At 60.7% G+C, this 18809-nt stretch carries 16 protein-coding genes; 7 read left to right on the top strand and 9 right to left on the bottom strand.

The genetic code is table 11. The features are described from left to right. The first annotated feature begins 6 nt into the window (after positions 1-6). From HDC32_RS19350 to HDC32_RS19360, 3 genes are read left to right on the top strand one after another with little or no spacing between them, the layout of a single operon-like run. Positions 7-675 carry an amino acid ABC transporter permease gene (locus HDC32_RS19350; protein WP_017736949.1) on the top strand — a complete coding sequence of 223 codons (669 nt, stop codon included), beginning with the start codon at positions 7-9 and terminating at the stop codon, positions 673-675. Continuing rightward, positions 672-1322 carry an amino acid ABC transporter permease gene (locus HDC32_RS19355; RefSeq protein WP_115485519.1) on the top strand — a complete coding sequence of 217 codons (651 nt, stop codon included), beginning with the start codon at positions 672-674 and terminating at the stop codon, positions 1320-1322. The genes HDC32_RS19350 and HDC32_RS19355 overlap by 4 nt, the downstream gene beginning before the upstream one ends. Beyond that, entirely contained in the window at positions 1309-2046 is a 738-nt protein-coding gene (locus tag HDC32_RS19360) for an amino acid ABC transporter ATP-binding protein (protein ID WP_065938032.1), read from the top strand. Before HDC32_RS19355 ends, HDC32_RS19360 begins: the two co-directional genes overlap by 14 nt. Here HDC32_RS19360 and HDC32_RS19365 read toward each other — a convergent pair. The 4 genes from HDC32_RS19365 to HDC32_RS19380 all read right to left on the bottom strand — a co-directional run bounded on the left by HDC32_RS19365 (position 2018) and on the right by HDC32_RS19380 (position 6529). Continuing rightward, positions 2018-2554 (bottom strand): hypothetical protein, encoded by a 537-nt coding sequence (locus tag HDC32_RS19365; RefSeq protein ID WP_184745167.1) that lies wholly within the window; start codon positions 2552-2554, stop codon positions 2018-2020. The genes HDC32_RS19360 and HDC32_RS19365 overlap by 29 nt on opposite strands. Then, the gene (locus HDC32_RS19370; protein WP_260403635.1) at positions 2544-4982 is read right to left on the bottom strand and encodes a fimbria/pilus outer membrane usher protein; all 2439 of its coding nucleotides are present in this window, start codon (positions 4980-4982) and stop codon (positions 2544-2546) included. Before HDC32_RS19370 ends, HDC32_RS19365 begins: the two co-directional genes overlap by 11 nt. A gap of 70 nt (positions 4983-5052) precedes the next feature. Then, positions 5053-5769 (bottom strand): fimbria/pilus chaperone family protein, encoded by a 717-nt coding sequence (locus HDC32_RS19375; protein WP_167656801.1) that lies wholly within the window; start codon positions 5767-5769, stop codon positions 5053-5055. Positions 5770-5872: 103 nt separating this feature from the next. After that, positions 5873-6529, bottom strand: coding sequence for a DUF1120 domain-containing protein (locus tag HDC32_RS19380; RefSeq protein ID WP_131697592.1), 657 nt, complete (start codon positions 6527-6529; stop codon positions 5873-5875). A gap of 448 nt (positions 6530-6977) precedes the next feature. Between HDC32_RS19380 and ppx the strand changes: the two genes are divergently transcribed. Then, complete coding sequence (gene ppx / locus HDC32_RS19385) at positions 6978-8480, top strand: exopolyphosphatase (protein WP_167656799.1); 1503 nt, start codon at positions 6978-6980, stop codon at positions 8478-8480. 139 nt (positions 8481-8619) lie between these two features. Here the strand turns inward: ppx and ppk1 are convergent, their stop codons facing one another. Then, complete coding sequence (gene ppk1 / locus HDC32_RS19390) at positions 8620-10845, bottom strand: polyphosphate kinase 1 (protein WP_184745174.1); 2226 nt, start codon at positions 10843-10845, stop codon at positions 8620-8622. A gap of 18 nt (positions 10846-10863) precedes the next feature. Next, complete coding sequence (hemB, locus tag HDC32_RS19395; RefSeq protein WP_184745177.1) at positions 10864-11877, bottom strand: porphobilinogen synthase; 1014 nt, start codon at positions 11875-11877, stop codon at positions 10864-10866. A gap of 208 nt (positions 11878-12085) precedes the next feature. On the opposite strand from hemB, the gene HDC32_RS19400 reads away from it, so the two are divergent. Further along, entirely contained in the window at positions 12086-12724 is a 639-nt protein-coding gene (locus tag HDC32_RS19400; RefSeq protein ID WP_131697596.1) for a DedA family protein, read from the top strand. Here the strand turns inward: HDC32_RS19400 and HDC32_RS19405 are convergent. Continuing rightward, positions 12705-13940, bottom strand: a complete 1236-nt coding sequence (locus HDC32_RS19405) for a sterol desaturase family protein (protein ID WP_131697597.1) — start codon at positions 13938-13940, stop codon at positions 12705-12707. The two genes, HDC32_RS19400 and HDC32_RS19405, sit on opposite strands and share 20 nt — an antisense overlap. Before the next feature lie 116 nt (positions 13941-14056). Between HDC32_RS19405 and elbB the strand changes: the two genes are divergently transcribed. Beyond that, on the top strand, positions 14057-14722 hold the full coding sequence (gene elbB, locus HDC32_RS19410; RefSeq protein WP_184745179.1) for an isoprenoid biosynthesis glyoxalase ElbB: 666 nt from the start codon (positions 14057-14059) through the stop codon (positions 14720-14722). A gap of 64 nt (positions 14723-14786) precedes the next feature. Here the strand turns inward: elbB and HDC32_RS19415 are convergent, their stop codons facing one another. Together HDC32_RS19415 and HDC32_RS19420 are read right to left on the bottom strand one after the other, a co-directional pair. Beyond that, the gene (locus HDC32_RS19415) at positions 14787-15242 is read right to left on the bottom strand and encodes a YaiI/YqxD family protein (RefSeq protein ID WP_131697599.1); all 456 of its coding nucleotides are present in this window, start codon (positions 15240-15242) and stop codon (positions 14787-14789) included. Between the two features lie 2 nt (positions 15243-15244). Then, positions 15245-17140: an FTR1 family protein gene (locus tag HDC32_RS19420; RefSeq protein ID WP_145337440.1), complete on the bottom strand. Its 1896-nt coding sequence runs from the start codon at positions 17138-17140 to the stop codon at positions 15245-15247. A gap of 267 nt (positions 17141-17407) precedes the next feature. On the opposite strand from HDC32_RS19420, the gene HDC32_RS19425 reads away from it, so the two are divergent. Further along, positions 17408-18805: a COG3014 family protein gene (locus HDC32_RS19425; RefSeq protein WP_184745181.1), complete on the top strand. Its 1398-nt coding sequence runs from the start codon at positions 17408-17410 to the stop codon at positions 18803-18805. Positions 18806-18809 lie beyond the last annotated feature (4 nt).

The raw sequence follows: 18809 nt of genomic DNA on the forward strand, positions 1-18809 counted from the left end.
TGATTGATGGCCTATCAATTCGACTTTGTGCCGGTGCTGGCCAATACCGACCTACTGTTGCGCGGCGCGCTGTTCACCCTTGAGCTGACTGCCATCGGCGCAATCCTGGGCGTCGCCCTGGGCACTGTCGGCGCCGTGGTGCGGGCGTGGAAGATCCAGCCATTTGCCTGGTTCTTCGGTGTGTATGTCGAGTTGATCCGCAACACACCGTTCCTGGTGCAGTTGTTCTTCATCTTCTTCGGCCTGCCTTCCCTGGGATTGAAAATTACCGAGTGGCAAGCAGCCGTATTGGCGATGGTGATCAACCTGGGAGCCTACTCCACGGAGATCATCCGCGCCGGTATCCAGGCCATCCCACGTGGGCAACTGGAAGCCGCCGCTGCGCTGGCGATGACGCGCTTCGAAGCGTTTCGCCATGTGGTGCTGCTGCCGGCGCTGGGCAAGGTGTGGCCGGCCCTGAGCAGCCAGATCATCATCGTGATGCTCGGTTCGGCGGTGTGTTCGCAGATCGCCACCGAGGAGCTGAGCTTTGCCGCCAACTTTATCCAGTCGCGCAATTTCCGCGCGTTCGAAACCTATGCCCTGACCACCCTGGTGTACCTGTGCATGGCGTTGATGATTCGCCAGCTGCTCAACTGGATCGGCCGCCGCTTTGTGATGAGGAACAGCCGATGAGTGATTTTTCCTTCTGGGACATCGTGCGCAACCTGCTTACGGGCCTGCAGTGGACGCTGTTGCTGTCGCTCGTGGCGTTTATCGGCGGCGGCCTGATCGGCTTGCTGGTGATGACCCTGCGCATCAGCCGCAAGGCATTCGCGCGCAATGTTGCGCGCACCTATATCGAACTGTTCCAGGGCACACCGTTGTTGATGCAGCTGTTCCTGGTTTTTTTCGGCATTGCCCTGCTCGGCGTGGATATTTCGCCCTGGCTGGCGGCCGCGATCGCCTTGACGCTGTTTACCAGCGCCTACCTCGCCGAAATCTGGCGCGGCTGCGTCGACTCCATCGCCCACGGCCAGTGGGAAGCATCGGCCAGCCTGGCGTTGAATCCGCTTGAACAACTGCGCTACGTGATCCTGCCCCAAGCCCTGCGTATTGCAGTGGCGCCCACCGTTGGGTTCTCGGTGCAAGTGGTCAAAGGCACCGCTGTCACTTCAATCATCGGTTTTACCGAACTGACCAAGACCGGCGGCATGCTCGCCAACGCCACCTTCGAGCCCTTTATGGTCTACGGCCTGGTGGCCCTCGGTTACTTCCTGCTCTGCTACCCCTTGTCCCTCAGTGCGCGCTACCTGGAAAGGAGACTGCATGCCTCTGCTTAGAATTTCCGCTCTGCATAAGTATTACGGCGATCACCACGTCCTCAAGGGCATCGACCTGACCGTTGAAGAAGGCCAGGTGGTGGCAATCATCGGCCGCAGCGGCTCGGGCAAGTCCACCTTGCTGCGCACCCTCAATGGCCTGGAGTCGATCAATGACGGCGTGATCGAAGTCGATGGTGAATACCTCGATGCGGCCCGGGCCGACCTGCGCAGCCTGCGGCAGAAAGTCGGCATGGTGTTCCAACAGTTCAACCTGTTCCCGCACCTGACGGTGGGTGAAAACGTCATGCTTGCACCACAGGTCGTGCAGAAAGTGCCCAAGGCCAAGGCGGCCCAACTGGCCAGGCAGATGCTCGAGCGCGTGGGGCTGGGCGAGAAATTCGACGCTTTCCCCGATCGCCTGTCCGGCGGCCAGCAACAGCGGGTTGCCATCGCCCGCGCCCTGGCCATGTCGCCCAAGGTGCTGCTGTGCGATGAAATCACCTCGGCCCTGGACCCGGAGCTGGTCAATGAAGTGCTCAGCGTGGTGCGCCAACTGGCCAAGGACGGCATGACCCTGATCATGGTCACCCACGAAATGCGATTCGCCCGGGAAGTCGGCGACAAGCTGGTGTTCATGCACCAAGGCAAGGTGCACGAAGTCGGCGATCCCAAGGTACTGTTCGCCAACCCGCAAACCCCCGAGTTCGCCAACTTCATCGGCTCAGTGGAACAGCCGGACTGACCAGTTCGAAACTGCCGCGCCCCTCCAGCACCACTTGATTGCTGACTTGCAGGGCGTTGGCGGGCAGGTCGGTGTCGACTTCAACCTGGGCAGTCAATCGCTTTCCCACCGCCCGAGCGACCAGGACCTGGCCCGGCAATAACTGCCCGTCGAACGCCTTACCCGGAAGGTGGGCCTGCGCCCATTCGACGGCACGCCCATCCACCTGGGCGTGCTTGAGAGTCAGGCTGAATCGCCCATGACGCCCAAACCGATAACCTTGCCCGTCGGCCACGCCGGTAAATCGCAACGCGATAGCTGCCGGCTCTGCGCACAGTACGTTCAGGTGCACCCTGCGCGTACCCAGCGCGATTGAACGGCTCTCGACAAGCGCCTCCCTGCGAATGACGCCATAGTCGATATACGCCTGGCTGACGGACAGCTGGCAGTTTTCGGCGCGAACTCCACCGGCCATCGACAGCGTGCAGAGTACTGCGAAAAAACCCGCGATTTTCAGCTTAACGACCATGGCACACCGCCGATGTTGTCTCATAGAACTTGTCATGGTCGGCCTTGGTCTCGGGAGCAAGGTTGAGCAGGCACGAGGAGGAGTCCGGCAATGCAACGCGCAGGTGTTGCGAGTCATTGAAGTCGTTCAGAAAGATCATGCCGTCACCCACCACACTGGTCAGGAAGCGATTGTTTTTGTCGAACACCGAAGCACCCTGAGGCAGTGTTCGCCCTTGTTGATCAGTGGCCGTGACTAACACACGACGCACTGTCACCACATCGAATGCGACGGTATTGACGGCCCCTCGCCCAGGGGCAAGCACCCGGGTGCCGTTCTTCAGGTCAACGCGCTTGGGCAAGGACTGGGTCTGCACTTCGATGCGGCTGTTCGTGTAGGCGGGCAAGCCTGGGATCACGGCCTGCCCGCTGAAGTCGGTCCACACCGGACCGTAGGGCGTGTCGAGTTTGGCAGAGCCGATATCCCCTACCGATGCGATGCCAAAGGTGTCCTGGATGGCATACGGCGAGAAGGTCACGCCGCCTGCGTGAGCCACCACGCCACCTTGCAACTGCCCCGTGTAACTGGTGCCCGATGGGTCGCGACTGGCCCCCAGGCCAACGCGGGTGTAGCGTGGCATCAGGTCCACCTGGCCGCGTATCGATTGCTCCCGGGCGCTGAGGTCGCGTTCGACACCGACCTCGTAATTCACATACTCATTGACCCGCTCACTGAGCGCCGTACCGGCTCGGGACTGATTGCCACGCTTGCTGACATAGCTGTTCACCCGCCGGTCGCTGCCCAGGGGTACGCTGACCTGCAGCCGCACGGACAGATCACTGTCCTCGACTGTAACGCGCCGACGGCCCTCACTCAGGGCATCGCGGCGTGCCGAAGTACCGCCTACCTGAGAGTCAGCGACCAATGCGACGTCCGCATAGCGGAACGACTTGTTCCATGCCGCAAACACATGGTCGGCCGACTGCCCATCAAACTGGGAACTGCGGGTATACCCCACGGAAAATGCACCCAGCGTGTTGTCGACCCAGCTCACACCCGCCGTGTACTGACGCTTGAAGCGTGCATCCAGCTCGTCGGTCCTGGCCGATCGGCCAGCTTCAAGGACCTCGCGATAGCCATGGCTTTGCGTAGTGACACTGAGATTAAGATCGATGTTGGCGCTCACCGGGCTGCTCGCGGACACGCTGCTGCGTGATCCGAACACCGTATTACGGCTGTCCCGGGAAACGTTGTGACGTGCGCCAACAGAAACCCGCTGGAAAAACACGCTGCTCAGGGTGCCTCCTGCCGCCCCATACTCATCGGAGCCCAACAAGCCGAAGCCCGCAGAGGAGTCTCGCCCCAAACCCCAGGTGCCGCTGCCCATGGCAACGACCGGAGTCGGGCCTTCCTCATGCGCATTTCTACGCACCTTGCCCAAGGAGAGATAGTAGCCAGGCTCCGCCGGGGCGCTCCCGGCAAATGAGGCCGCAGGTACCACGAAGCTGCGCTTGGCACCTCGCACATCGATGACGCTGACCTCCAGGTCGCTGGTGCCGTTGAGCAATGGCAAGCCCGTCAGCCGGAACGGTCCCTCGGGCACCAGTGTGCTGTGGATCAACACTCCCGATTGACGTACTTCAATCCGCGACTGGCTCTGCGCCAGCCCCTCCACCACAGCATTGTTACTGCCCGCCGGCGTGCGCGACTGACCATCAGGGGAAAACTGCACACCGGACAGCTGAACACCGCCAAACAGCGGGTTGTTGCTGGAGAGCTGACCTACCTGAAAGGTCGATTGCAACGCGGCAATATCCCGCTGCGCATAGGCATACAGATGCTCGTTGCGTGTCACTCCATTGTCGGACACATAAAATTGGCGGCTGCGGACAATCCAATCGCCCAGGTTGAAACCCGCCTCGGTATAGGCCGAAACAAAACGATTGCTTCCATTGTTCGAATAACTGTCGAATCCCTGCACGTCATAGTTGAACAACGCCGCCGCCCCGCCCCGGGCAAACTGGCCAGCCTCCCACTGCGGTTCACGCAGTGATCCGGTCGGCACTACCAGCGCCACTTCGTCATTTCCTGGGCGCAGCCGCACCATCGTGGCCGGGAAAGCACCCAGGAAGTCGTGGCAGGCCAGGTCCGCCGTAGCGCCCTTGCGGATAATGCCTTCGGGCTTCACCAATCCGGCTTTATCGAGCAGCCCCGGGGTGAAACACAGCTGCCCTTGCGAGTCGAACCGGGCATCGACCAACCCGAGCGGGTTGCCATTGACCCGCAACCCCACCACATGAACACCTTCGCGAAAGCGCGCCGCACTGCGAAAGTAGTCGGAGACCTTCGGATCAATGCCGTGGGTAGTCAGTGCAGCCAGGTCGAAACCCTCCCCCAACTCCACTGCGGGGGCCAGGCCAGGCAAGCCCCATAGTGTCGCAACCCCCATCAGCAGAGTGGGCCGAGACGGCCGCAAAGAAGCCACTCGTTTGTTATTCGACAGGTTGGCCATGGGTCGATTAACCCCTGTCGGCATTGATCGGAGCCCGGAAGCTGTCCGCCGAAAAGCCGTAGAGCGTGGCCGGCTGGATCTCGACGTCTGTTACCCCTTCCAACGCGCCATCCACCTTCAGCGTCAGCGTTTCCCCCGGCAACACGTAAGTGCGCGGCAAGGTCGCCAAGGCTCCCTGTGGCAGCAGCCGCACCTGCGGAATCAGGCGCACTACATAGGCACTGTCGTTGTGAACCGTCAGCCCCGCCCCTGCGCGCGCCCACTTCAGCAGTTCCCAGGGCGTGTGATGAACCGGCAGATCTTTCGGGTGAAGGATCAACGGCAAATTCTGTCGCAGCGTGATGCCGATAGTCGCACCGCCTGCGGCGCGCGCCTGGGGGATGCCTTCGAAAGACACGCGTTTCAACCGCTGGGTCTTCAGTGGCTCCTTCAAGGTGCTGATGAAACGCACCAATTGAGTTTCCCCCGCCTCCACGCGGGTAATGGGTGGCGTCACAATCAACAGCGACTCCATATCCTCGGGCACATTTTCCACGACCGAGTGAAGCAGCGCTGGCACCGCGTCGGTATTCTTGATGTTCAGCGTGGCTTCGCCCTGGGCTTCATAAAGCACAACCACCGTAGTTTCCGGCAACATACCGTCGGCTAATGCAATACCGGTAAAACACAGACACGCGCCCGCACAAAACAACCGTGCATTATTTATTAATGAAAGACTAAACACTCAGTGCTCCCCACGAACTTGAAGTTGTTTGTTTATCCAGACGACCACATAAAAACAGCCGACAAGAAGCACGCAGCTTCTTTATCGGCTGCAGTTTGATCGCTTAGATGTAACTCAACTCAAGTGTCGCGCGCCCATCCAGGGTAATGTCACGACTCAGGTCCAGATCCTGCCCCCTGTTGATCACCGCCCGCACCGCGATAGTTCCGGTCAACTGAGCGATTGAGGCCGGGGTGATGGTTGTGCCACTGCGCCATGAATACTGAGTGGGCGATTGGGCGACCTTGCCGTCGCTGTTCTGCCAGGCACCGTTACCGACACGCATGATGGGCGACAGTACTGTACTCGACGACCTGAGGTCCCTGAGGGTGACCGCAAAGCCGCCGGTTCGCCGGCCGTTCGCAGTACCCAGGCCATAATTGTGCACCTCGGTATAGCCTGAGCCGAGCACATTGAGGATGCCCGGGACCTTGCTGGCCGCCTGCAGGTCGACGAATTTCAGTCCGAACGTAGCAGGCGTGGTGCCGCAAGTGACGGTCAACGGGGCGGTTCTTTCCGCCAATGGGTTGAATGCCGTTGGCAGCAATTGGCCAGAGGGAATGTCGCCGTAGTTGATGATGCCACCACCGGTCATGCTGAGGTTGCAGGCGGCTGGCTTGATCGTCCCCCTGACGATCAGCTCGGCACTGGTGGATGCATGGACGTTGAAGGCGGCGGCCAGCCAAGCAATACCGAGAGTCAATCCAACAATTTTTTTCATAGTCGACCTGTCACTTAAAGTTATCAGGCGTACTTATTTTTGCCTCGAAGACACAAGCCATAAATAAATAGCGCCACGGCACGATTGCCGAATGACAGTCTGTCGCCTCAAGGCCCGAATAAAGAATAAGGCAATACCGTGTTTATTGTGGGAGCGATAAAAACAAACTGTCGGCCCAACCCACCAAGACAGTAGTCCTGAACATAAAAACCAATAGCGAACCGCCTCCAAAGTTGTAGGCGAAATCATATTTCGCCTTATAAAAATCTGAAGTTAAATGCCCCTACAGAACTACGCGAATGCGTCAACAGAAGCATGAAAAGACACCCTACACTTTCCACAAAAATCCCCTACAGACGAGCGCAGAGAAATTCACGGAGCACTACGCGTTGGCGTCAGCGGTCGATCGTGGCACGATGGTAAGGTTATCGACCGAGACCCCCTAACCATGCCGCAATCCCAAGCCAAGAATCTGTCCCTGATCGCCGCCATCGACCTGGGCTCCAACAGCTTTCACATGGTCGTGGCCAAGGCCCAGAACGGCGAAATCCGCATCCTTGAGCGGCTCGGAGAGAAAGTGCAGCTGGCTGCCGGAATCGACGACGAACGCCAGCTCAATGAAGAATCCATGCAGCGCGGGCTCGATTGCCTCAAGCGTTTTGCCCAGTTGATCAACGGCATGCCCCTGGGCGCCGTGCGAATCGTCGGCACCAACGCCCTGCGCGAAGCCCGCAACCGGGGCGAATTCATCCGTCGCGCCGAGGAGATCCTCGGCCACCCGGTGGAAGTCATTTCCGGCCGTGAAGAAGCACGCCTTATCTACCTCGGCGTGTCGCATACCCTCGCCGACACCCCCGGCAAGCGCCTGGTGGCGGACATCGGCGGTGGCAGTACCGAGTTCATCATCGGCCAGCGCTTCGAACCGCTGCTGCGTGAAAGCCTGCAGATGGGCTGTGTCAGCTATACCCAGCGCTACTTCAAGGACGGCAAGATCACCCCGGCACGCTACGCCCAGGCCTACACGGCGGCGCGGCTGGAGATCATGAGCATCGAACACGCCCTGCACCGCCTGACCTGGGATGAAGCCATCGGCTCGTCCGGCACTATCCGTGCCATCGGCCTGGCGCTCAAGGCCGGCGGCCATGGCACCGGCGAGGTCAACGCCGAGGGCCTCGCGTGGCTCAAGCGCAAGCTGTTCAAGCTGGGCGATGCAGAGAAAATCGACTTCGACGGCATCAAGCCCGACCGTCGCACCATCTTCCCGGCCGGCCTGGCGATTCTCGAGGCGATCTTCGATGCCCTCGAACTGCAACGCATGGACCACTGTGACGGCGCCCTGCGCGAAGGCGTGCTCTACGACCTGCTGGGCCGTCATCACCACGAGGACGTACGTGAGCGCACCCTCAGCTCGTTGATGGAGCGTTATCACGTCGATCTGGAGCAGGCAGCCCGCGTGGAGCGTAAGGCCCTGCATGCCTTCGATCAGGTCGCCGAGGACTGGGACCTGGAAGACGGCGTGTGGCGAGAACTGCTGGGCTGGGCCGCCAAGGTGCATGAAGTGGGCCTGGACATTGCCCACTACCATTACCACAAGCACGGCGCCTACCTGATCGAGCACTCCGACCTGGCGGGCTTCTCCCGTGAAGACCAACAGATGCTTGCGCTGCTGGTGCGCGGCCATCGTCGCAATATTCCCAAGGACAAGTTTGCCGAGTTCGGTGATGAAGGCATCAAGCTGATCCGCCTGTGCGTCCTGCTGCGCTTCGCGATCCTGTTCCACCACATTCGCGGCACCCAGGAAATGCCCCAGGTGAGCCTGCGCGCCAATGGCGACAGCCTGGATGTGGTGTTCCCGAAAGGCTGGCTGGATGAGAACCAACTGACCCAGGCTGACTTCGCCCAGGAAGCGGAGTGGCTGACACGGGTGGGGTTCAGCCTGAACCTGCGCTGAGCCGATCTAAAGAACACTGCAAAAACACATGTGGGAGGGGGCTTGCCCCCGATGGCGGTGGACCAGTCAATGAATCTGTTGACTGACACTCCTTCATCGGGAGCAAGCCCCCTCCCACATTTTCAGACCGCGTCGGTGTTTAGTTCACCGTGAGAATCGGGCTACCCAACTTCTCCAGCAACGTCGCCTGGGCACTGCGCGGGTTCTGGTTGCCGGTCGGCGTGTTACGCACGTAACGGCCATCCGACTGCAGGCTCCAGCTATGGGTGTTGTCGGTGAGGTAGCTTTCCAGCTCCTTCTTGACCCGCATGATCAGCTTCTTGCCCTCGACCGGGAAGCAGGTCTCCACACGCTTGTCGAGGTTGCGCTCCATCCAGTCGGCACTGGAGAGGAACATCTGCTCTTCGCCGCCGTTGAGGAAGTAGAACACCCGCGTGTGTTCCAGGAAGCGGCCGATGATCGAGCGCACATGGATGTTATGCGACACGCCGACAATGCCCGGACGCAGGCAGCACATGCCACGCACCACCAGGTCGATACGCACGCCGGACTGGCTGGCCTTGTACAGCGCGCGGATGATCTTCGGATCGGTCAGCGAGTTGAACTTGGCGATGATGTGCGCCGGTTTGCCCTCGAGGGCGAACTGGGTCTCGCGGGCAATCATGTCGAGCATGCCCTTCTTCAGGGTGAACGGCGCGTGCAGCAGCTTCTTCATGCGCAATGTCTTGCCCATGCCGATCAATTGGCTGAACAACTTGCCAACGTCCTCACACAAGGCGTCGTCGGAAGTCAGCAGGCTGTAGTCGGTATAGAGCTTGGCGTTGCCGGCGTGGTAGTTGCCGGTACCCAGGTGGGCGTAACGCACGATCTCACCGGCTTCGCGGCGCAGGATCAGCATCATCTTGGCGTGGGTCTTGAAGCCCACCACGCCGTAGATCACGACCGCACCGGCCGCTTGCAGGCGGCTGGCCAGTTGCAGGTTGGACTCTTCATCAAAGCGTGCCCGCAACTCGATCACCGCGGTGACTTCCTTGCCGTTGCGCGCGGCGTCTACCAACGCGTCGACGATTTCCGAGTTGGCGCCGCTGCGGTACAGCGTCTGGCGTACAGCCAACACGTGTGGGTCCTTGGCGGCCTGGCGCAGCAGGTCGACCACCGGGGTGAAGGACTCGAACGGGTGCAGCAGCAGGATGTCCTGCTTGCTCACCACGCTGAAGATGTTCTCGCTGTTTTGCAGCAGTTTCGGGATCTGCGGGGTGAACGGGGTGTATTGCAGTTCCGGATGACTGTCCAGGCCAGTAATGCTGAACAGCCGCGTGAGGTTCACCGGACCGTTGACCTGGTACAGCTCGGACTCGGCGAGGTTGAACTGCTTGAGCAGGTAGTCCGACAGATGTTTGGGGCAGGTATCCGCCACTTCCAGGCGCACCGCGTCGCCGTAGCGCCGCGAGAACAGCTCGCCGCGCAGGGCACGGGCCAAGTCTTCGACGTCTTCGGAATCCAGCGCCAGGTCGGCGTTACGGGTCAGGCGGAACTGGTAGCAGCCCTTGACCTTCATGCCTTGGAACAGGTCATCGGCGTGGGCATGGATCATCGACGACAGGAATACATAGTTATCGCCAGCGCCCCCCACCTCTTCCGGTACCTTAATGATCCGTGGCAGCAAGCGCGGCGCCGGGATGATCGCCAGGCCCGAATCGCGACCGAAGGCATCGATCCCTTCCAGCTCGACGATAAAGTTGAGGCTCTTGTTCACCAGCAACGGGAACGGGTGCGTCGGGTCGAGGCCGATTGGGGTGATGATCGGTGAAATCTCGTCACGGAAGTAACGGCGCACCCAGGTTTTGATCTTGGTGGTCCAGTGACGACGACGAATGAAGCGGACCTGATGTTTTTCCAGTTCCGGCAGCAGGATGTCGTTGAGAATCGCGTATTGGCGGTCCACATGGCCATGCACCAGCTCGCTGATGCGCGCCAGGGCCTGGTGCGGCTGCAGGCCGTCCGCGCCGGCTTGTTCACGGGCAAAGGTGATCTGTTTCTTGAGGCCGGCGACACGGATTTCGAAGAACTCGTCCAGGTTGCTGGAGAAAATCAGCAGGAACTTCAGGCGTTCCAGCAACGGGTAGGTCTCATCCAGCGCCTGCTCGAGCACGCGGATGTTGAATTGCAGTTGTGACAGCTCGCGGTGGATGTACAGGCTGCTGTCATCGAGGTTGGTCACTACGGCGGCCACCGGGGCTGGGGCTGGCGCTTCGGCTACCACCACAGGCGCGACCGGCTCGTGCTCCGGCGGGGTCTCGGAGACTTGTTCCACCACCGGGTGAGCGTCTTTTACGGCAACTTCGGAGAGTCCTTCGGTATTCATCGAATGTTCCTGTGAGGGCTATTGTTGCTCTCTAAGCAATTGGGCGGCGCGGACGGCGAAATAGGTCAGGATGCCATCAGCCCCGGCACGTTTAAAGGCCGTCAAGGATTCAAGGATTACCCCTTCACTCAACCAGCCATTTTTTATTGCAGCCATGTGCATGGCGTATTCGCCACTGACCTGATACACAAAGGTCGGCACCTTGAATTCCTCTTTGACCCGGTAAAGGATGTCCAGGTACGGCATCCCCGGCTTGACCATCACCATGTCGGCGCCTTCGGCCAAATCCGCCGCCACTTCGTGCAAGGCTTCATGGCTGTTGGCCGGGTCCATCTGGTACGAAGCCTTGTTGGCCTTACCCAGGTTGAGGGCCGAGCCCACCGCATCGCGAAACGGGCCGTAGTAGGCGCTGGCGTACTTGGCCGAGTAGGCCATGATCCGTACATTGACGTGGCCGGCCAGTTCCAGGGCTTCGCGAATCGCCTGGATGCGGCCGTCCATCATGTCCGACGGCGCAACCACCTGGGCGCCTGCTGCCGCGTGGGACAACGCCTGCTTGACCAGCGCATCGACGGTGATGTCGTTTTGAACATAGCCTTCTTCGTCCAGAATGCCATCCTGCCCGTGGGTGGTGAACGGGTCCAACGCCACGTCGGTGATCACCCCCAGCTCAGGGAAACGCTCGCGCAGCGCGCGGGTGGCGCGCTGGGCAATACCGTCCGGGTTCCAGGCTTCGGCAGCGTCCAGGGACTTGAGTTCAGACGGCGTGACCGGAAACAACGCCAACGCCGGTATCCCCAACTCGACCCAACCGGCTGCTTCTTCAAGCAGCAGATCGATGGTCAAGCGCTCCACTCCCGGCATCGATGCCACCGCTTCCCGGCGATTTTCACCGTCGAGCACAAACACCGGCAGGATCAGATCGTTCGTCGTCAGTACGTTTTCACGAACCAGGCGGCGAGAAAAATCATCACGGCGATTACGGCGCAGGCGGGTAGCAGGGAACAGGCGATTGGCAGGGGTAAAACTCACGACAGACTCCTGAGCCCGGGTTCACGGGCGAGCGTTGCAGTTATAAGCGGGCATTATGACGAAGGTATGACAGTTGTGCTTAACGATGCGACCTGTAGTCGCATTCGTCGCTTAATGTAGGAATTGTTCACTTCGTGACACATCTCGATACTTTCATGAATGTTCACGAAGGCGTAGGCTGCGCGTTCATTTCGCCAGCACCCAGACCATGCTTCAACAATTTCTGCATGACTTCGGCTACTTTGCCCTCTTCCTAGGCACGTTCTTCGAAGGCGAAACCATCCTGGTTCTCGCAGGCTTCCTGGCGTTCCGTGGGTACATGGATATCAACCTGGTGGTAGTCGTTGCCTTCTTCGGCAGCTACGCCGGCGACCAGCTTTGGTATTACATGGGCCGCAAGCACGGCCGCAAACTGTTGGCGCGCAAGCCGCGCTGGCAATTGATGGGCGACAAAGCCCTGGAACATATCCGCAAGCACCCGGATATCTGGGTGCTGAGCTTCCGCTTTGTCTACGGATTACGCACGGTAATGCCCGTCGCGATCGGCCTGTCAGGCTACCCGCCAGTACGCTACCTGATCCTCAACGGTATTGGTGCTGCAATCTGGGCTGCGGCCTTGGGTGCTGCGGCTTATCACTTCGGTGCCGTGCTGGAAGGCATGCTGGGCAGCGTCAAGAAATACGAGCTGTGGGTACTGGGCGCCTTGCTGCTGCTGGGCTTTGGCCTGTGGCTGCGCCGCCGTTTCAAGAACGCCCGTATCGCCCGCCAGGCCTGTGCCGATGCCAAGGCGCGGCTCGCCGCCGCCGAGCCCGCTCCGGTAGAAGCGCCTAAGACACCAGTCGAGTAAGCCGACCTCTGCAACAGTAGAGGCCAATCACGCTGAGCAGGCTGTAGCTCACCAGGCCCAACCAACCCAGGTTGCTCGCCGGCCACAGCCCGACCAGCGGCGCCAGCCACACCAGCGGCACATTCAGCGCCAGGCGCATCAGTTCGGCCTTTAACGCCCACGGGCGATTCTCCAGGGCCACGCCCAGGGTAAACAATCCAAGCGCCATCGCACTCCAGCCGAGAATCAGCGCTGCGGTGGGCAGACCCTCGCCGACATTCATCAAATAGCTGCCAAAACCCACATACGCCGCGAACTGCAGGGCGATGTAGACCTGTTGGCGCGCGTCCAGCGGCACTTCGAATTTGCGGAACTGACTCAAATCCGGCTTGGCCAACGGGTACTTGGCCTTCACGTCCGCCGGGCGCCAACCAGTGCGCATGAACCAGATGCGCAGCTTGTCCCACTTACTTTCGGTACGCCGTGCATCACGCCAAAGCTGTGCATAAAACTGCAGGTTGGCCCACAACGGATTCCAGCTGGCCAAGGGCGTGGTCACGCCGAAAATCACCGGCTCGTTGTCGTCTTCTTCCTGGAAGGTGCCGAACAGCCTGTCCCAAAGAATGAACACCCCGCCGTAGTTGCGATCCATGTAGAGAGCGTTCTGTGCATGGTGGGCCCGATGATTGGATGGCGTGACGAAAAACCACTCGAACCAGCCAAGCTTGGGCACGTGTCGGGTATGCACCCAGAATTGATACAGCAGGTTAAGGGACGCCACACTGATAAACACCACCAGCGGCACGCCAAGCACGGCAAGGGGCAGGTAGAAAATCCAGCTCAGCAGGAAGCCGGTGCTGGTCTGGCGCAGGGCGGTGCTGAGGTTGTAGTCCTCGCTCTGGTGATGCACCGAGTGCGCGGCCCAGAGGATATTGCGCTCGTGCCCCATTCGATGCAGCCAGTAGTAGCAGAAGTCGTAGAACACAAAGGCGAATACCCAGGTCCAGACACTCTGGGCAGACAGCTCGATCAGCGCCAGGTGCTTGAGGGCAAACGCGTAGGTCAGCAGCCCCACACCCTTGGTCAACAGCCCGGTGGTGGTGGACAGTACGCCGGTGCTGAGGCTGTTGATGGCGTCCGCCACGCGATAGTTGCGCTGGCCACGCCAACGGTCGGCGAGCAGCTCCACTACGATCAAGGCAATGAAAAACGGTACCGCGTAAGGCACGAAGTCCATGGTCTGGTCCGATCTATTTTTGTTACATCAAGATTAGGTGCAGCGGTGCGAGATCCCATTGGCAACAGGTTACAAATTAGTAGACATTTAACGCCAAGACCCCAGGAGAAATGCCCATGAGCAAAAAGATTGCAGTGATCCTTTCCGGCTGTGGCGTGTACGACGGCGCAGAGATCCACGAAAGCGTGATCACCTTGCTGCGCCTGGATCAGCGCGGCGCTCAGGTCCAATGTTTTGCACCGAATATTGCGCAGTTGCACGTGATCAACCACCTGACGGGCGAGGAAATGCCCGAGTCGCGCAATGTGCTGGTGGAATCGGCGCGCATTGCCCGAGGTGCCGTGCAGGACATTGCCGAGGCGAGTGCCGCAGACTTCGATGCGTTGATCGTACCCGGCGGGTTTGGTGCGGCGAAGAACCTGTCGGACTTTGCCCTGGAGGGCGCCGCTTGCAGCGTCAACCCGCAGGTACTGGCGCTGGCTGAAGCCTTTGCAGAAGCAGGCAAGCCGGTGGGGCTGATCTGCATTTCGCCGGCTCTGGCCGCGAAGATCTACGGCCCGGGAGTGACCTGCACCATCGGCAACGATGCCGACACCGCCGCCGCCCTCGACAAAATGGGCGCCACCCACCACGAATGCACAGTGGAAGACATTGTCGAGGACAAAGCACGCAAGTTGGTAAGCACGCCGGCCTATATGCTGGGCAAGAACATCAGCGAGGTGGCGTCAGGCATCAACAAGCTGGTGGATCGGGTGCTGGAGCTGACCCACGAGAACGATTGATGAGGGAGCCGTGAACTTAACGGTAGTAAGCCGGCCTGGTGTGGCGAGTACCCTCGCCACAAGGTCAGGCCTGGCGCATCAATTTGGTCAGGATGCGGTCAAGTGAGTTGGCAAACGCCTGCTTGTCCTTTTCCCCATGGGGTGGGGGACCACCGCCCATCTGACCTTGCTCGCGCAGGTCAGTGAACAAGTTACGCACCGCCAACCGTTCGCTCATGTTCGCCGGGCTGAACTCCTTGCCCCGTGGGTCGAGGGCGGTGACGCCCTTCTTCACCAGACGATCAGCCAGCGGTACATCGCTGCAGATCACCAGCTCACCGGGTACTGCGTGCTCGACCAAATAATCGTCTGCGGCGTCCGGTCCACTGGGCACCACGATCAACTTCACACACGAGAAGCTCGGCTTGATCTGGCTCTGCCCGGCCACCAATACCACTTCGAACTGGCGCTTGAGGGCGAACTTCACCACCTGGTCCTTGGCGGCCCGAGGGCAGGCGTCGGCGTCGATCCATACCCGCATGGTCAGGCCACCACCCGGCGTTTTTCAGCCAGGCGACTGCGGCCATACAACACCATAATCGCCAGGATCGCCAAGGCCTGTGCACTCAACGAGTACGCATCGGCGTGGATGCCCAGCCAGTCGAAGTCAAAGAACGCCACCGGCCGTGTGCCAAAGATGCCGGCTTCCTGCAACGCTTTGACGCCATGGCCGGCAAACACCACCGACAGCGCGCACAGCAGCGCCGCGTTGATGCCGAAAAACAGCGCCAGCGGCAGTTTCGCCGAACCGCGCAGGATCACCCAGGCCAGGCCCACCAGCAGCACCAACGCCGTGGCACCACCCGCCAGCACCGCGTTGTGCCCGGCCGGGCCCGCTTGCAGCCACAGAGTTTCGTAGAACAGGATCACTTCGAACAGCTCGCGGTAGACCGAGAAAAACGCCAGCATGGCAAACCCGAAACGCCCACCGCCGCCCACCAGGCTGCTCTTGATGTAGTCCTGCCATGCCGCAGCATGGCGGCGGTCGTGCATCCATACGCCAAGCCACAGCACCATTACACTGGCGAACAGCGCCGTGCAGCCTTCGAGCAATTCGCGCTGGGCGCCGCTGACGTCTATCACATACGCCGCCAACGCCCAGGTGGCCAAGCCGGCCAATAGTGCCAGGCCCCAGCCGACGTTGACGCTGCGCACCGCCGATTGCTGGCCCGTGTTGCGCAGGAAGGCGAGGATCGCCGCCAGCACCAGGATCGCTTCCAGGCCTTCACGCAGCAGGATCAGCAGACCGGAGATGTAGCTCAACGACCAGCTCAAGCCATCGCTGCCCAGCAAGCCTGCGGATTCAGCGAGCTTGCCCTTGGCCACGTCCAGGCGCTGCTGCACCTGCTCGATCGGCAGGCCGTCCTGCAACGACTGCCGGTAAGCCATCAGGGCCTTCTCGGTGTCCTTACGTACATTGGCGTCGACGTTATCCAGAGAGCTTTCCACCAACTCGAAGCCTTCGAGGTAGGCCGCTACCGACAAGTCATAGGCCTGGTCGTGGTCACCGTTGCGGAACGCCGCGAGGCTTTTGTCCAAGGTGGTGGCGGTGTAATCGAGCAACTGCGCCGGGCCACGCTTGACCTGCGGCGGTTGCGCACGCTGGGCGCGGAAGGTCGTGGCAGCCGCCGCGCCGCTTGCGGCCAGCACTTCATCAGGTGTCTGACGGGCCAGGTCGGCGAGATTGAAGGGTTGTTCGCTTTTCGCGGCGGCCGGGTCGGCGGTGAAACCGGCGATGTAGGTGGCCAGGTCCCAGCGCTGGCGGTCGTCCAGTTGGTCGGCGAAAGACGGCATGTCGGTGCCTTCGACACCCAGGCCCAGGGTGTTGTAGATCGCGTAGAGGCTCAGGCGGTCCAGGCGTGCTGCATCCGTCAAGTTGGCAGGTGGCGGCGTCATCCCCACGCCGGCCGGGCCATCGCCAGCACCGGCAGTACCGTGGCACACCGAGCAGTGCTGGGCGTAGAGCGGTGCGCCGCGCGTCGGGTCGGGCGTGATGGCCGGGGCTTGGCTGACTTCATACGCGACTGCCAGCTTGGCCCCCAACTGGCGGGCCTGGCGAGCAACGGTCGCGCCATCTGCGTGAGCGGTGACAGCGGCCAGCAGTTCATTGACGCCCTTCACCAACTCCGCACGCTCGGGCCTTTGCGGCAAATCCGCCACCAACCCCTGCAATACCCCAAGAAACTCCACCTGCTCACGGTATTCCGAATCATCCACCACCTTGCCCGCCTGCACCGTAGGCGGGTAGTCAGCGCCAATGTAGTCCAGCAAATGCAGGGCCTGTGGGGCGCCCTCGGCGGTCGCGGCCAACAGGTTGAAGCTGCACGACATCAACGCCGGCAACAGCAGCCAGGCGAGAAAACGGAAGGGACCAGTCATGAATGAATCTCAAGTGGAAATACGAAGTAACACATTGTTAAGCCTTAAAGGGTTTGACTCAAGGCGTTAGTGATTTGTCGTTTGAGCGGGAGGGGAATTTCAGCCGCGCGGTAGTGGCATCTATGTCGACCAATCAAAGCAAAAAGCCATTGTTTTGCCATTAATGGTGCTTATAATGCCGCGCCCTGTTAGTGCGAAAGGGAATTTCGTTCCTCGTTTTTATGAGGGATTACCACATCGGTCGGCTACTTTCAGGGAAGAAGTCACATGGCTTTTCGCGCCTTAACTCCGCTCACGCTCGCGGCAGTCACCTTGCTCTCCGGCTGTTCAATGTTCCGCAGCTACGACTCAGAGCTGCAAGCTACCAACCAGCAACTGGCCACCGGCAATGTCGACGCCGCCCTGACCCTGCTGGAAAAGAACAACACCGGCGAAGACAAAGACCTGCTGTATTTCTTCGAAAAGGGCGAGTTGCTGCGGGCCAAGGGCGACCTGACCGGCAGCCAGACCGCCTGGCGCAGCGCCGACCTGCAAGTCTACAAGTGGGAAGAGTCGGTCAAGTTCGACGGCGCAAAGTACCTGTCCCAGTTCGGCAGCTTCCTGGCCAACGACAAGGTGCGTCGCTACGAAGGCTATGACTACGAAAAAGTCATGCTGACCACGCAGATGGCCCTGAACCTGCTGGCCTTGAACGACTTCGACGGTGCACGCACCGAAATCAAGAAGACCCACGAACGCGAAGCGGTGATCGCCGACCTGCGCGACAAGGAATACCTCAAGCGCGAAGACGACGCCGAGCGCCAGGGCGTGACCACCCAGCTCAAGGACCTGCACGGCTACCCGGTGCAAGCCCTCGACGCGCCGGAAGTGGTCGGCCTGAAGAACAGCTACCAAAGTGCGTTCAGCCATTACCTGGCCGGCTTCGTCTACGAAGCCCTGGGCGAAAAAGACCTGGCCGCCCCCGGTTATCGCAAGGCCGTCGAGCTGCGTCCTAACACACCACTGCTGGAAAAAGCGTTGCTCGACCTGGATAAATCCAAGGTCGGCGCCGATGAAACCGACGTGCTGATCGTGGTGCAGAGCGGTCTCGCACCCGCCCGCGACTCGATCCGCCTGCCGCTGCCCATCCCGATCAATGGCAACCTGGTGATCACCCCGCTGTCGTTCCCGGTGATCAAGGCCGACACCTCCACGGCGACCTTCGCCCAGATCGGTGTCGATGGCCAGCAACAGAACCTCACGGCGCTCAACAGCACCACTGCCATGTCCCGCCGCGCCCTGCGGGATGACATGCCAGGGATCATTCTGCGCACCACCGTGCGTGCGGTAACCCGTGGTGTGGCGCAGAACAACCTGAACAAGACCAACCCCATGGCAGGCCTGGTACTGGGTATCGCCTCGGCCGTAACCGAGGGCGCCGACACCCGCACCTGGCGCACCTTGCCGGACATGACCCAAGTGTCCCGCCTGCGCCTCAAGCGCGGCGAGCACCAGGTCAGCCTGCCCAACGCCCTGGGTGGCACGCGGGTGACGATCAAGGCTGATCAGCGCTACCAGGTGATCACGCTGCGCGTGGTCGGCAACCAGGTGTTCGCCGGTGGCCTGGCCGCCCATGTGGTGCCGAACAATCCGCCCCAGGCCATTGCCACCCTCAAACAACCTTAAGGAG

Origin of the sequence: Pseudomonas sp. JAI120, assembly GCF_014207255.1 — a bacterium.
GTDB lineage: Bacteria > Pseudomonadota > Gammaproteobacteria > Pseudomonadales > Pseudomonadaceae > Aquipseudomonas.

Coding starts and splice junctions, on each gene's coding strand:
- HDC32_RS19350 (WP_017736949.1), top strand. CDS start 7: ATGGCCTATCAATTCGACTTTGTGCCGGTGCTGGCCAATACCGACCTA.
- HDC32_RS19355 (WP_115485519.1), top strand. CDS start 672: ATGAGTGATTTTTCCTTCTGGGACATCGTGCGCAACCTGCTTACGGGC.
- HDC32_RS19360 (WP_065938032.1), top strand. CDS start 1,309: ATGCCTCTGCTTAGAATTTCCGCTCTGCATAAGTATTACGGCGATCAC.
- HDC32_RS19365 (WP_184745167.1), bottom strand. CDS start 2,554: ATGGTCGTTAAGCTGAAAATCGCGGGTTTTTTCGCAGTACTCTGCACG.
- HDC32_RS19370 (WP_260403635.1), bottom strand. CDS start 4,982: ATGGGGGTTGCGACACTATGGGGCTTGCCTGGCCTGGCCCCCGCAGTG.
- HDC32_RS19380 (WP_131697592.1), bottom strand. CDS start 6,529: ATGAAAAAAATTGTTGGATTGACTCTCGGTATTGCTTGGCTGGCCGCC.
- ppx (WP_167656799.1), top strand. CDS start 6,978: ATGCCGCAATCCCAAGCCAAGAATCTGTCCCTGATCGCCGCCATCGAC.
- ppk1 (WP_184745174.1), bottom strand. CDS start 10,845: ATGAATACCGAAGGACTCTCCGAAGTTGCCGTAAAAGACGCTCACCCG.
- HDC32_RS19400 (WP_131697596.1), top strand. CDS start 12,086: ATGCTTCAACAATTTCTGCATGACTTCGGCTACTTTGCCCTCTTCCTA.
- HDC32_RS19405 (WP_131697597.1), bottom strand. CDS start 13,940: ATGGACTTCGTGCCTTACGCGGTACCGTTTTTCATTGCCTTGATCGTA.
- elbB (WP_184745179.1), top strand. CDS start 14,057: ATGAGCAAAAAGATTGCAGTGATCCTTTCCGGCTGTGGCGTGTACGAC.
- HDC32_RS19415 (WP_131697599.1), bottom strand. CDS start 15,242: ATGCGGGTATGGATCGACGCCGACGCCTGCCCTCGGGCCGCCAAGGAC.
- HDC32_RS19420 (WP_145337440.1), bottom strand. CDS start 17,140: ATGACTGGTCCCTTCCGTTTTCTCGCCTGGCTGCTGTTGCCGGCGTTG.
- HDC32_RS19425 (WP_184745181.1), top strand. CDS start 17,408: ATGGCTTTTCGCGCCTTAACTCCGCTCACGCTCGCGGCAGTCACCTTG.